This is a genomic window from Colwellia psychrerythraea, from assembly GCF_000764225.1.
In the GTDB taxonomy this organism is placed as follows: Bacteria; Pseudomonadota; Gammaproteobacteria; order Enterobacterales; family Alteromonadaceae; genus Colwellia; species Colwellia psychrerythraea_D.
This window is the reverse complement of record NZ_JQED01000031.1, coordinates 22,638-36,856: the sequence shown is the minus strand read 5'-3', so window position 1 is coordinate 36,856 and position 14,219 is coordinate 22,638. Positions and strand designations below refer to the sequence as shown.

13 protein-coding genes are annotated in these 14,219 nt (G+C 38.9%); all 13 read left to right on the top strand.

All coding sequences use genetic code 11. The features are described from left to right. Positions 1–135 precede the first annotated feature (135 nt). Complete coding sequence (locus tag ND2E_RS09140) at positions 136–1,191, top strand: DcaP family trimeric outer membrane transporter (protein ID WP_033094232.1); 1,056 nt, start codon at positions 136–138, stop codon at positions 1,189–1,191. Between the two features lie 257 nt (positions 1,192–1,448). Then, positions 1,449–2,252, top strand: coding sequence for an ABC transporter ATP-binding protein (locus ND2E_RS09145; RefSeq protein ID WP_033094231.1), 804 nt, complete (start codon positions 1,449–1,451; stop codon positions 2,250–2,252). Next, positions 2,252–4,222 (top strand): long-chain fatty acid--CoA ligase, encoded by a 1,971-nt coding sequence (locus ND2E_RS09150; protein ID WP_033094230.1) that lies wholly within the window; start codon positions 2,252–2,254, stop codon positions 4,220–4,222. The genes ND2E_RS09145 and ND2E_RS09150 overlap by 1 nt, the downstream gene beginning before the upstream one ends. After that, complete coding sequence (locus ND2E_RS09155) at positions 4,219–5,112, top strand: branched-chain amino acid ABC transporter permease (protein ID WP_033094229.1); 894 nt, start codon at positions 4,219–4,221, stop codon at positions 5,110–5,112. Before ND2E_RS09150 ends, ND2E_RS09155 begins: the two co-directional genes overlap by 4 nt. A 60-nt stretch (positions 5,113–5,172) precedes the next feature. Beyond that, a complete protein-coding gene (locus ND2E_RS09160; protein ID WP_033094228.1) occupies positions 5,173–6,246 on the top strand; it encodes a branched-chain amino acid ABC transporter permease in 1,074 nt (357 codons plus the stop codon). Between the two features lie 180 nt (positions 6,247–6,426). After that, complete coding sequence (locus tag ND2E_RS09165; protein ID WP_033094227.1) at positions 6,427–7,686, top strand: ABC transporter substrate-binding protein; 1,260 nt, start codon at positions 6,427–6,429, stop codon at positions 7,684–7,686. Positions 7,687–8,184: 498 nt separating this feature from the next. Further along, positions 8,185–9,006: an ABC transporter ATP-binding protein gene (locus ND2E_RS09170; protein WP_033094226.1), complete on the top strand. Its 822-nt coding sequence runs from the start codon at positions 8,185–8,187 to the stop codon at positions 9,004–9,006. A gap of 205 nt (positions 9,007–9,211) precedes the next feature. Beyond that, positions 9,212–10,462, top strand: a complete 1,251-nt coding sequence (locus tag ND2E_RS09175) for a phenylacetate--CoA ligase family protein (RefSeq protein WP_033094225.1) — start codon at positions 9,212–9,214, stop codon at positions 10,460–10,462. A gap of 134 nt (positions 10,463–10,596) precedes the next feature. Continuing rightward, positions 10,597–11,094: a PaaI family thioesterase gene (locus tag ND2E_RS09180; protein ID WP_033094224.1), complete on the top strand. Its 498-nt coding sequence runs from the start codon at positions 10,597–10,599 to the stop codon at positions 11,092–11,094. Positions 11,095–11,173: 79 nt separating this feature from the next. After that, on the top strand, positions 11,174–11,725 hold the full coding sequence (locus ND2E_RS09185) for an isochorismatase family protein (RefSeq protein ID WP_033094223.1): 552 nt from the start codon (positions 11,174–11,176) through the stop codon (positions 11,723–11,725). Between the two features lie 186 nt (positions 11,726–11,911). After that, positions 11,912–13,123: a cation:proton antiporter gene (locus ND2E_RS09190; protein WP_033094222.1), complete on the top strand. Its 1,212-nt coding sequence runs from the start codon at positions 11,912–11,914 to the stop codon at positions 13,121–13,123. Between the two features lie 265 nt (positions 13,124–13,388). After that, entirely contained in the window at positions 13,389–13,562 is a 174-nt protein-coding gene (locus ND2E_RS23105; RefSeq protein WP_190277835.1) for a hypothetical protein, read from the top strand. Between the two features lie 175 nt (positions 13,563–13,737). Next, positions 13,738–14,211 (top strand): BufA2 family periplasmic bufferin-type metallophore, encoded by a 474-nt coding sequence (bufA2, locus tag ND2E_RS09195; protein ID WP_033094221.1) that lies wholly within the window; start codon positions 13,738–13,740, stop codon positions 14,209–14,211. Positions 14,212–14,219 lie beyond the last annotated feature (8 nt).

Here is a 14,219-nt window from a genome sequence, read left to right as displayed (position 1 = left end):
AAGGACTAGGTGCTAGGTGCTAAGTCTTATTTCCGATTGTTACATTTTTGTACTGGCTTATGATGATTAGGTAAACCTGAGTTCGATAAACATAATAAGTTCAAATAAAAAACAAATATAACAAGGGAAATAGCAATGGTTAGCAATAAATTTAAAAAACTACTACTCGCCTCACCTTTACTTGTTGCTGCAAGCGCAGCAAGTGCTGGTTATGACATAAAAATATCAGATGAAGATAAAATATCTTTCGGTGGGTACATCAAAGTAGATGCGCGCTACGTTGATGGTAATGTAGCCTATAAACCTTTCTGGATTGGTACAGGCACTAAACTTGCTGAAGATGCTACACAATTCAATATTTTTGCCAATGAAACTCGTTTCAACATGAAATATACCCATGGTGAAGTGATGGGCTTCATCGAAATGGATTTTTGGGGCGGCGGTGGTAACGAAATCGTTTCAAACTCTGCTCATCCTCGTATTCGCCACGCGTTTATCAAATATAAAAACGTAATCGCCGGTCAAACCTGGTCAACTTTTATGAATACCAGTGCTATTCCTGAGTCAGCAGATTTTGCTGGTGCAACACAAGGCTTAGTGTTTATTCGTCAAGGTCAAATTCGTTATACCATGGGCGATTTCCAATTCTCACTAGAGAACCCTGAATCTTGGGGTGGTGATACTGCCAATGACAGCGTTCCAGATGTAGTCGCACGTTATAACTTAAAAGGTGACTGGGGCTCGGTTTCATTCTCTGCTTTAGGTCGTCAACTTAATACTAATTTAGGTAAATCTGAAACAGCCATTGGCGGTTCAATTGCAGGTCGTATTAAAACCTTTGGTAAAGATGATTTTAGATTCCAATTCCATCAAGGCGAAGTAGGCCGTTATGTGGGTGTTGCATTCACTAAAGATATCAATACTGACGGTAATGGTGTTGAAAAAGTTGAAGACACTACCGCTTATCTAGCAGCGTACCGTCATTACTGGACTGAAACATTAAGATCTACAGTGCTTTACGGTGCAGCTGAAGCTGATTATTCAGGCGCTGAAAGTAGTCAATGGAGTGTTAACTTATTTGAAAACCTAACTAAGCAATTAGCGGTAGGTGTTGAAGTAGGTCAGTACAGACAGGACAACTTAGATGCAGATTCAAATTATGCACAAGTAACAATGAAGTACGTACTTTAGTTTTATCTTAGTACACGTGACAACTCCCATTTTGTTGTTACGTTTTGAGGGGGGCAGTTCCCCCCCTCTTTTTTAGATACAAGATATAAAGTATCTGACAATAACAAACACTATACGGATTTAGTTTTTAGACAGTGCAGACCGTACAGGAAGTACCTTATTAGTTAATGCAGGAGCAATTATCCTGATGCACATTGTCTTGATGTTTCAAGCGTATTAAAACGCATATATTTTTTTATCAATTGAGGAGTGTGAGTATGACTGAGTCAATACTCAAAGTAGAGAATGTTTCATTAGCGTTTGGTGGTGTTAAAGCATTAACCGACGTTAGCTTTGAAGTTCCCCGTGGCTCTGTATTTTCCATTATCGGTCCTAATGGTGCTGGTAAAACTTCCATGCTTAACTGTATTTCTGGACGGTACCAACCAAATTCTGGCAACGTTATTTTCAATGACAAAATTGTCACTGACTTACGTCCAAATGACAGGGCAGATCTTGGTATGGGGCGTACCTTTCAAAATTTAGCCTTATTTGGTCATATGTCGGTGTTAGACAACATCATGGTTGGCCGTCATCACTTATTGAAAAACAACTGGTTAACTGGACCACTATATTGGGCATCACCAGCGCAAAAAGAAGAGCTTGCACACCGCCGTTATTGTGAAGAAATTATCGACTTTTTAGAGATTTCTCATATCAGAAAATCTGTTGCGGGCACCTTATCTTATGGTTTACGTAAGCGAGTTGAGCTAGCACGTGCCATGGCATTAAAACCCCAGTTAATTCTTCTTGATGAACCAATGGCTGGTATGAATTTAGAAGAAAAAGAAGATATGGCGCGTTATATCCTCGATTTGAATGAAGAGTTCGGTATTACGGTAGTGATGATTGAGCATGACATGGGCGTAGTAATGGATATTTCACACCAAGTAATGGTGCTAGATTTTGGTAAGAAACTGATGTCAGGTTTACCTGATGAAGTGATGGCTGATCCACATGTTAAACGTGCTTACCTTGGTATCGAAGATGATGAAGAAGAAACCGTAAAGGAGGCTAGCTAATGTCTAACTTACAAGCAGTAACAAAAGATTTTGAAATGGGGGAGTTAGATACTTTCCCAAAAATACTGAGAGAGAACGCTAAGAGCTGGCCAAATGATATCGCCATGCGTGAAAAAGAATTCGGTATTTGGAATGAATTTACCTGGCTAGATTATCACAACCGCGTTAAGTGGTTATCACTGGCGTTAATCAAATTAGGTGTAAACCCAAAAGAAGCGATTGCCTTGTTAGGTGATAACAGACCTGAATGGGTCTGGGGTGAAGTAGCGGCACATGCAATGGGCTGTTACTCAATCGGTATCTTCCAAGACTCCTTACATGAAGAAGTTGTTTACTTACTGAACAAAAGTAATGCCACTGTTGTTATCGCTGAAGATGAAGAGCAGTGTGATAAATTACTTGAATTAGGTGAAGAAATTCCTGACGTGAAAATGATTATTTACTGTGACCCTCGTGGCATGCGTAAGTATGACGATAAACGCCTAATTAGCATTGAAGATATATATAAAGAAGGGCAGGCCATTGAGAAAATGTCTCCCGAGTTATATGACACCTATGTTGATGCGACTAACGCCGAAGAAACGGCAATTTATTGTACAACGTCAGGCACAACCTCAAAACCTAAAATAGCCTTTTTATGTGGTGGTAATTTTGTTAAGCACTGTAGCTCATATTTACGTGCAGATCCTCGCCAGCCTGGCGATAACTATGTCTCGGTTTTACCACTGCCATGGATCATGGAACAAGTCTATGCTGTTGGCCAAGCTTTAATTGCACGCCAAATAGTTAACTTTGTTGAGGGACAAGAAACATTGATGGCCGATTTACGTGAAATTGGACCAAACTTTGTTTTACTTGCACCACGTGTTTGGGAAGGTATTTTAGCCGATGTAAAAGCCCGAATGATGGACTCAACCCCACTTAAACAAAAATTATTTGATTACGCTTTTGCTATCTCTGAAAAAGCTCAGGCCGAAGGAAAACGTTCAGCTTTTGCCGATCTTTTATTGATGAATGCCTTAAAAGATAGATTGGGTTTCACTAATTTGAAATCAGCCGCAACCGGTGGCGCTGCAATGGGTCCAGATACATTCAGATTCTTCCAAACTATCGGTGTGCCGTTACGTCAACTTTATGGCCAAACAGAGTTATGTGGAGCTTACACAGTTCATGAAGAAAATGATGTTGATTACGACAGTGTTGGTGTTGCTTTTGACAGCGCCGAAGTGAAAGTTATCAACGCTGATAAAGAAGGCGTTGGTGAAGTTATCGCTAAAACTGTTGGTATGTTTACCGGTTATTTAGATAACCAAGAAGCCTATGATGAAGATGTTAAAGATGGTTGGATGCATACTGGTGATGCCGGTTATTTTAAGCCATCAGGGCATTTAGTTATCATCGATCGAATTAAAGATTTAGCCAAAACCAGCAATGGTGTGCAGTACTCACCGCAATATATTGAAAACAAACTGAAATTCTCATCATTTATCGGTGAAGCCGTTATTTTAGGTAAAGACAAACCTTACTTAAGTGCCATTGTTTGTATTCGCTTCTCTATTGTTTCTAAGTGGGCAGAACAGCAAGGATTAGGGTTCACTAACTACACCAGTCTTTCAGCCTTACCTGAAGTTTACGCAAAGCTTGAAGAAGAAGTTGAAAAAGTTAACGCAACATTACCTGATGCACAAAAAATCAATAAATTTATTTTACTTTATAAAGAACTTGATGCGGATGATGGTGAATTAACTCGTACACGTAAAGTACGACGTACGGTTATTGCTGATAAGTATGGCGATATTATCGACTCAATTTATGACAACAAAGAGACGGTTGATATAGATACGGTTATTACCTTCCAAGATGGCGGTAGCTCACGTATTCAAACAACACTTAACGTTGCTACGGTAATTGAAAATGATGGTAGTGCTGTTTCATCAACAAGTAGTCAAACTCAGAGGAAAGCATCATGAATTTTGAACTCTTAATCCAATTAATCGTCAACGGCCTGATAGTTGGCTTGTTATACGGTGTTATTGGCATGTGTTTTGTGTTGGTTTATAAATCGACTCAAATTGTTAACTTCGCTCAAGGTGAGTTCTTACTCATTGGTGCCTGGGTTTGTTGGGCTTCACTGATTTACTTAGAGCTACCATTCTTTCTAGGGTTTGTATTATCACTGTTATTCATGGCTGCCTTTGGTGTGCTATTACAAATGATAGTACTGCGTCCAATGATTGGTGAGCCGATCATCTCAGTAATCATGGTCACTATTGGCCTATCTATTTTCTTCCAATCGTTAATGAAATGGATATTTGGTGTTTCACCACAAAGTTATCCGCAAGTATTTGATACACAGAGCCTTAACATTTTTGGATTGAATGTCGAAATGGCGTACTTAATGAGTACGGTAATCGCTTTAATTATCATGGTCGCTTTCTATATGTTCTTTAAACATTCTAAGCATGGCTTAGCAATGCGAGCAACAGCGTTTGATCAACAAGCCTCTCAAAGTCTAGGTGTCTCAGTAAAACATGTTTTTGCAATGAGCTGGGGAATTGCGGCAACGGTATCAGCTACCGCAGGGATAGTACTTGGTATGGTTAATGGTGTTTCAGATTCACTTTCTATTATGGGTATCAAAGTTTTCCCAGCGGTTATTTTAGGTGGGCTAGATTCAATTGTTGGCGCTATTGTTGGTGGTCTTATTATCGGCGTATTAGAAAACATAGCAGAGTTTTTTGATAGTCAATATTTACACATTGGCAATATGTACGATATCGCACCATTTTATGTGTTGTTAATTATTCTTTGGTTCAAACCTTACGGTCTATTTGGCACCAAAGACATTGAGCGTATTTAGTACACTCTGGCGAATTTAATTATCAATACGAATAAAACGAATATTTATTAGGAGTGACTTATGTCTAGTTTAAGTATGCGCCCGTGTGGAGATTTCCGCACAAGCTACAAACAAGATACGACAATTTTTGAAACAAACACCATCCGTTGGGTGACCATTTTTACCATCATAGCCTTGTGCTTTGCACCGTTAGTTGTTGATGGGTATTTTATAACACTATTAATTCAAATCTCATATTTAGGCATCGCCGCATTAGGCTTGAATATCTTAGTGGGTTACACCGGACAAATATCTTTGGGTCATGGTGCTTTCTTTGGCTTTGGTGCGTTTGCCTCGGCCTGGTTAAACACCAGTTTACATATCCCAGTGTTTTTATGTATTCCTTTAGCAGGTTTCTTAACCATGGGCGTTGGCATGATGTTTGGTGCGCCAGCTGCACGTATTAAAGGTTTGTACCTGGCGATAGCAACCCTTGCTTCACAATTTATTATTGAAGATTTCTTTGCTAGAGCAGAGTGGTTCTCTGGTGGTGCGGCAGGTTCAATGGCAGACCCAGTAAGCTTATTTGGTTTTGCTTTTGATACTGACCAAAGCTTCTACTATGTAGCACTGTTCTCATTAGTGTTCATGTTTATCTGGGGCTGTAACTTAATGCGTAGCCGCGATGGCCGAGCGTTTGTAGCCGTACGTGACCATTATTTATCTGCTGAAATCATGGGCGTAAAGTTAAATAAATATCGCTTACTTTCATTTGGTATCTCTTCATTTTATGCCGGCATAGGCGGTGCGCTATACGCTCACTACTTAGGTTATGTATCTGCTGAAGGTTTCACCATCATGATGTCAATTCAATTCTTAGCCATGATCATTATCGGTGGTTTAGGTTCGATAAAAGGTACCTTGATGGGGGTCATCTTCATGGTGTTCTTACCTGAAGTATTAGAAAGCGGCGTTGGTGTGATGAAAATGACCGATTGGGGCAATATCCCTATGGTGGTTGATGGTCTAGCTTACATCAAAGAAATGGCTATTGGCCTAGTTATTATCGGTTTCTTAATTTTTGAGCCAGAAGGATTGGCACATCGTTGGACACAAATTAAGAACTATTGGAAATTCTATCCATTTGCTTACTAAGTGACTTTATAAAGCACTTAATAAATGAAGGATGAATAAGTCGCAGTTATTTAGGGACGTAATAAGGTAACTGCGAAAAATAAGCGTAAATATAAACATAAAAATAATACTGCTTACCTATCTATATAAACAGGTTGTTTACCTAGATAAGTACTAAATAAAAAGTTGAGGAACGTTCAAATGAATAGCATTAAAAACAAAAAATTATTACTAAGTTCAATTACTACTTGTATTGCTTTAAGTTTTACTAGCCAAGTTCAAGCAGAAGATTCTGTTTTTGTTGGCCATTTAGCTGACATGTCAGGCCCTACTGCTTTTGTTGGTAAAAACTATGCCAATGGTGTGCGTGACTCACTTGCTTATATCAATGCCCATGGTGGGATTGATGGTACAAAATTAAGATCAGAAACCATTGATTATGGTTATAAAGTTCCACAAGCCATTGCTGCTTATAAAAAATGGAAATCACGTGAAGGCATGGTAGCTATGCAAGGTTGGGGAACTGCGGATACTGAAGCATTAATCTCCTTTGTTGCTCGTGATAAAACACCGGTTTTCTCAGCCTCTTATTCGGGTCATTTAACAGACCCTACCGGTAAAAACCCACACACTAAAAAACCAGCGCCTTATAACTTCTTTTATGGTGCATCTTACTCAGATGCTTGTCGTGGTTTAGTGCAGTGGGCGGCGGATGACTGGAAAAACAAAGGTAGTAAAGGCAAGCCAAAATTTACCCATATCGGTGCCAACCATCCTTTCCCAAATGCGCCTAAAGCGGCTTGTGCAGAATATGCGGAAGAGCTTGGTTTTGACGTACAATCACCCGTCGTTGTTTCGATGAAACCAGGTGATTTTAAAGCGCAATGTTTGAGTATTAAAAGCTCTGGTTCAAACTACGGTTATGTGGCAAATATAGGTGGCTCAGTACTGTCGTTAATTAAATCTTGTGACACCGTAGGTGTAGATATTCAATTTATGTCAAGTATCTGGGGTGGCGATGCCAATATGTTTAATGCTGCTGGCTCAGGCATCAAAAACTATGTGTTCCCAACCATGACACCATTTTGGAGTGACGATGTACCAGGTATGAAGTTGGTACGTGAAATTTCAAAAATGTCTGATAGATCAGGTGAAGAAACTCGTGTTCATCACTATATGCGTGGCGTATGTTCTACCTACTTCATGAAAGAAGCGATGGAATGGGCGAAAGATAACGGCGGTATTACCGGAGAGAACGTTAAAAAAGGTATGTACGTTAAGAAAAATTGGGTACCAAAAGGCTTAGAAGGTGTTTGTTTAGCGGCTAACTGGAGCAACGAAGATCACCGTGGCATTAACCAAGTAAATATCTATAAAGGTAACTACGAACAAGGTGATGTTAAAGTTGAAAAAGTATCACAAGTTACTTTGGAACGTCGTGATGATTGGTTAGGTTACTAATACCAAACCCATTAAGTTAGTTCCCACTCAGAGCTAGCCAGCGGTTTGAGAATAAATAGAATTTTTTACATATAGTCACTCTATATGAAAGAAATTCTGTGAAATTATCATATCGCTGGAAAGCTCCCAAAGGGCGAGTTTAAAAGGCTCACTGTCATCGTTATTGATTTTGATAAGGGAATAACCATTCTCTTCAATCAATGCCTTGCCCCTAAGCCTTTTAACTCTCGCTGAGTAGGAAGAAACTTATCGGAATTGGTATCATCCTCGTCATACTTGGCGCAATAGCTTTATTGTCGTCGTTGCTCGCCACAATCACTTAGTGTACTAAGTTCATCTGGCTCGCAACTTGACGGCTTCACTACAGCACCAATTATTTAGAGGTGCAAAACCTAATTTATTATTGAGCAAGAATAAATTAGGCAAGTATATTTTAATTATCTGATAACTATTCAGCTTACATAAGCTGGGTAGTTATAGTTTCAACGGAGTATATATATGTCTCAGGCGGCAGCAAAAATTCAAACAGCTACACCTTTGTTATCGGTTAATAACATTGAAGTGGTTTATGACGAAGTTATTCAAGTACTACGTGGGGTTACATTAGATGTACCAGAAGGCGAAGTAGTCACCTTACTTGGGCCAAATGGCGCGGGAAAATCAACAACGCTAAAAGCGATTTCAGGCTTACTTAAAAGTGAATATGGTGAAGTGACTAAAGGTGATATTACCTTTATGGGCGAGCGTATTGACAAGAAAAATGGTGAAGATGTTGTACGTAGCGGTCTGATCCAAGTCATGGAAGGTCGTCGCATTATTGAAGATATGACCTCAATTGAAAACCTTAAATTAGGTGCTTACACCCGTAATGATGCGCAAATAAATCAAGATCTTGAAATGGTATTTAATTACTTTCCTCGATTAAAAGAGCGTACTGGTTTAGCGGGTTACTTATCCGGTGGTGAACAACAGATGTTAGCCATAGGTAGGGCATTAATGGCTCGTCCAAAAATGATTTGTTTAGATGAACCATCGATGGGGCTATCACCATTACTGGTTAAAGAAGTCTTTGGAATAATTAAAAAAATCAACCAAGATCAGGGTATTACCATGTTATTGGTTGAGCAGAATGCTAACTATGCAATTAGAGCAGCTGACTACGGCTACATTATGGAATCAGGTAAAATTGTACTGGATGGAACACAAGAGCAATTACTTAGCAATGAAGATGTTAAAGAATTCTATTTAGGTGGCGGCAACGAAGAACGTAAAAGCTTTAAAAACTTAAAGTCTTATAAACGACGTAAACGTTGGTTATAACCTATGTACATTCCAGCTTATTGCCATTTCACTCTATTTTGTTGTCGAAAGTGCTCACTTACATTCGTAAGCTCCGCGCTATCTCCCAAAAATAGAACGAACTGGCTGCTTTCTGAAAGTACATGAAAAACGATATAAAAAAAGCATTAAAAATTAACGTTATCATATTTAGAAATGATCATATTTGAAAAATTATCGAGTTACCATGAAACAATATTTTTACGAAAGAGAATGTCAAAACCCTGAATTGCGAGAACAGTCTCTATTAGAGCGTTTACCTTCGTTTATCACCTATGCAAAGCAAGAGTGTCAGCATTATGGGCAGAGTTTACAGCATATTGATGCGGAAAAAATTACTAGCCGAGAATTGCTTGCGCAACTTCCCATTACGCGTAAATCAGATTTAATGAAGCTACAAGCAAAAAACTCACCATTGGGTGGGTTAAATGCAAGCAAAGCTAACATTGGCAGAATTTTTCAATCTCCTGGACCTATTTATGATCCCGAAAATACCAGTGATGATTGGTGGCGTGTCGGTCAAGCATTCTATGCTGCTGGGTTTAGAGCTGGTGATATAGTACAAAACTGCTTGTCTTATCATTTAACACCAGGTGGATTTATTCTTGATTCTGGCGCAAGAGCTTGTGGTTGCGTTGTTATTCCAGCAGGTCCTGGACAAACAGAACAACAGCTCGATATTATCGAGCATTTAAAGCCCCAGGGGTATAGCGGAACGCCATCATTTTTGAAAATTTTATTGGATAAAGCTAACGCTGAAAACCGAGATATTTCAAGTCTTAATAAAGCGTTAGTGACAGGTGAAGCATTACCTAAGGGCCTAAGAGCTGAATTTGATGCTGCAGGTATTAACACCCTACAAGCCTATGCCAGTGCTGATGTTGGCCTGATTGGCTTTGAATCTAAAGCTGATGATGGTTTCATTATTGCAGAAGATTTGTTGGTAGAAATTGTACGCCCAGGTACTTTAGATCCTGTTGCAGATGGCGAAATTGGTGAAGTTGTGGTGACTAGTTTCAATATTGATTACCCACTCATTCGTTTTGCTACCGGCGATTTGTCTGCAGTTAAATCGGGTGAAAGTGCTTGTGGTCGAACTAATATGTGCATTAAAGGGTGGTTAGGCCGCGCAGATCAAACGACTAAAATCAAAGGCATGTTCGTGCACGCAGAGCAGATAGAGCAGGTAAGACAATCTTACTCGCACATTGCCAAAATGCGTTTGTCAGTGTCTCAGGTTAATTATAACGATCAAATGAATTTGCAATGTGAGTTAGATACTAGTGGTTACTCTGAAGCTGATATTGCCGGTGCAATTGAGAATATTGGCTCTAGTTTGAAGAAAATAACGAAGCTAAATGGCTCGGTTGAATTAGTTTCTATTGGCACTTTAGCCGATGATGGTAAAGTCATCGAAGACTTACGACCTGTTGGCTAAGTTAGCGCTATTGTTATTGTAGTCATGGTTTTATCTGCCACTTTCTCAAAAGTGAAACTCCTAAAACTATCAACCTAGGCAAATTTGTACCACAAAGCTGCCTAGGTTTCTCATCATATTAAATAAGGTTTCTTATGAACGAACAAGCATTCCAAGACTGTTATCCTGAAGAGCTAAGCCATTGTTACGGCTGCGGCAAAAACAACAAAGATGGTCATCAGTTAAAAAGCTTCTGGCAGCATATTGATAAGAATGACTTGTTAGCTAGTGTGACTATTGCTCGTTTCACCCCTTCAGAAGTGTTCACCGCAATACCTGGTTTTGTTTATGGTGGCATGACCGCTTCATTGATTGATTGCCACGGTACGGGCAGTGCCTCTGCTATGGCTTATCTCGCACAAAATCGCGAAATGGGCAGTTCGCCGGCATTACGCTTTGTTACTGGAGCCTTAAATGTGAATTTCTTGGCGCCAACTCCACAAGGTGTTGAATTAGAATTAATTGGCCGTTTTAGTCAAGTTAAAGAGCGAAAAATAGTCGTAGATATTACCTTGTCGGCTGGTGGTGTTATTTGCTCAAAAGGACAAGTTATTGCAGTCTTGATGCCTGAAACTATGGCACCAAAGAAATAACTTAAATTCGGCTCAATAAATACTCGCATAAGTTTTATTTTAAAGGGTATTATAAAGACATAAACCCAAGGAGCTAGTCATGTTAAAAAAAGAAAGTACCGGTCTGATTGTTGTTGATATTCAAGGTAGGTTAACGCGTTTAGTCCATGATAGTGATGCTTTGGTGTCAAATTGCGAGAAGCTGATCAAAGGTGTGCAAGCGCTTGAGTTACCCATTTTATGGTTAGAACAAAACCCAGAAAAAATTGGTGAAACAGTTGAAGAGTTGTCTACTCTCCTTAGTTCACCAACTAATCATCAAGAACCTATCATAAAATATACTTTTGACGGTTGTGAAAATGCTCAGTTTATTGACGCTGTTAAAGACACTAACGTTGATACTTGGATTGTTTGTGGAATTGAAGCACATATATGTGTGTATCAAACCGCATTAAGTTTGAAACACATGGGGTTTAAAGTACAAATCGTTTCAGATTGTGTTTCTTCTCGTGAACTTGCTAATAAAACGTTAGCGATCAACAAACTCGTGAACAATGGTGTAGAGTTAACAGGGTTAGAGATGTGCTTATTTGAATTAGTCAAAGACTGTCGAACACCTGTGTTTAAGGAAATACTTACCTTAATCAAGTAATGAAATGAGCGGAAAAGACTACACTAATTCGAACACTGACTTCTTAAGCTTCAATTCCCTTGAAGCTTTTTTATATCTCACAGAATACTCAACACATACTCCCTAATCGTCGAGTTTTGCTAAATCGACTAAGCTTAGCTATATCTCTCAAATAATTACTCAACCTAATTAGGGTATAGATAAGCCATGAATATTCATATGATTGTTTCTATCACTTTACTGCTGTTAGCGGTTGGTGTACTTGCTATTGTTCTTGCTCGATTCATACGCATTCCTTACACATTACTCTTAGTGATACTCGGTTTTATTTTATCTTTATTCACGGTAGCCTTTGGTATCGACACTGGCGTTCGAGCGAGTAATTTTCAGGACTTAATGCTGTTTATACTTCTGCCAGTGTTAATATTTGAAGCGGCTTTTGCTCTAAATACCCAATTATTGCTTAAATACTTACCAAATGTCCTAACCCTTGCAACCCTTGGCTTGATCATTTCTACAGTCGTTATCGCAGTGTTCCTTTATTTTGGTATCGACCATCCCGGTTTTCCTTTTATTGCCGCGTTATTAACTGGGGTGGTTATTTCTGCAACAGATCCCGTTGCTGTCGTTGGTCAATTGAAAGCACTTAAAGCGCCAGATGACTTAAACGTATTAATTGAAGGGGAGAGCTTGTTTAATGATGCAACCGCCATTGTTTTATTTAGTATCATTCTCAGCATTGCTTTAGGACAAAGTGAACCAGATCTAACGTCTGCAGTGCTAACCTTTTGCAACGTTTTTTTTGGTGGCATCATTGTCGGCAGTGTTTTAGGATTTTTCATTGCGTTACTGGTTAAATTAATTGAAATATCAGTGCCTCATATGGTGGTTATCACACTATTTCTTGCCTATGGAACTTTTTATATTGCAGAGCACTTATTTCATGTATCAGGTATTGTAGCCGTTATGTTTGCGGCCCTTTTATTTAAAAAATATGCACACACGCAATTAAAAGCGATTCATGCTGGCCTTCATAATATATGGGAATCACTTGGCTTTATCGCCAATATTTTTGTTTTTGTCTTACTGGGTTTAGTGGTCAGTCTTAATATGTTTACCCAGATGTGGCTTGCAATACTTTTTGCCATCGTAGGTGCTTTTATAGCACGCATTATTGCGGTCTATTTTTCGGTATGGCTAAATCAGGCCACCGTGGGGCAAGCCATTAACCCAAAGTATCCAGCTATTATGATCTGGGGAGGATTACGAGGAGCGGTCACCATTGCCTTAGTCTTGTCATTGCCAACAGAATTACCCTATTGGTGGACGATTCAATCTATTGGTTTTGGTATTGTACTTTTTACTCTTATTATTCAAGCAACAACGACTCCATTGTTAGTTAAAAAACTCAAGATTTAGTGCGACCATAAATCAGGTTAAGGGACATCATCCCGATAAAGTTTTATTGCCTAGGCTGCTTTTAAACAGTGATGATATCTCGAGTAAAGGCTGCACATAAATTTATCGCAACAAGGTGTTAATTTATCCAGGCCAGCAAAGGCGTTCGTTGGAGTTATAATATAAATATCCATTCGGTTTAATTTAAAATTATTATTAATCAGGGTTTTAGCTGATTATCATCTGCATTGTAAAGTTCTGGCACTATTTTAAAAACACTCAATTAATGGCATTAAATTGCATTGTTTTTAACGAAAATAAACAGACTAATCAAGGCGGTTTTATCGGGGGCGAACAGCAAAAAGCCAAAAAAATTTCAAAAAATAAAAAATATTTATTCAAAGAAAAACTGAAAGTTAAAAATGCATTAGCAGGTCAAATTAGGAAGTTACCTTTATGATTTTCTCATAATTAATTATAAGCAATGAATGAGATTGAACTAAGATTAAAGGTGCTGTAGGCAATATTTTTATTTAAACTGAACATGATTCGTATGTAACTTATGTAAATTAGCTTAAAGCAAAATGTGGCCTGATATATAAAAAATAGATTTTTTAAAATAATGGGAGAATACAATGAATCAGAGCACTAAAACAAAACTTCAAGGTACCGCGGTAGCATTAGCGGTTGCAGGTTTAATGGGATGTACTGCCGTGGCAGGCGACTCAAGTAGTAAAACCGCTAAAACTAGCGCAACCAATGCGGTTGAAATGGCACATTGTTACGGCGTAAATAAATGTAATGGCCATAATGATTGTAAAACGGCTGAAAATGCCTGTAAGGGACAAGCAGTTTGTAAGGGACATGGTTTTGTTGCCATGTCGACTAAAACCTGTGACGACATTGGCGGTACTGTGCAAGATGATTGGCGTGGCGTTGTTGACACGGCTGAATTAACGCATTGTTATGGTGTAAACAAATGTAACGGTCATAACGACTGTAAAACAGCTGAAAATGCCTGTAAAGGTCAAGCAGTGTGTAAAGGTCATGGTTTTGTCGCACTGCCAGCGAAGACTTGTGAAGATGTAGGTGGCACTGTTGGTTCATAATTTAATAA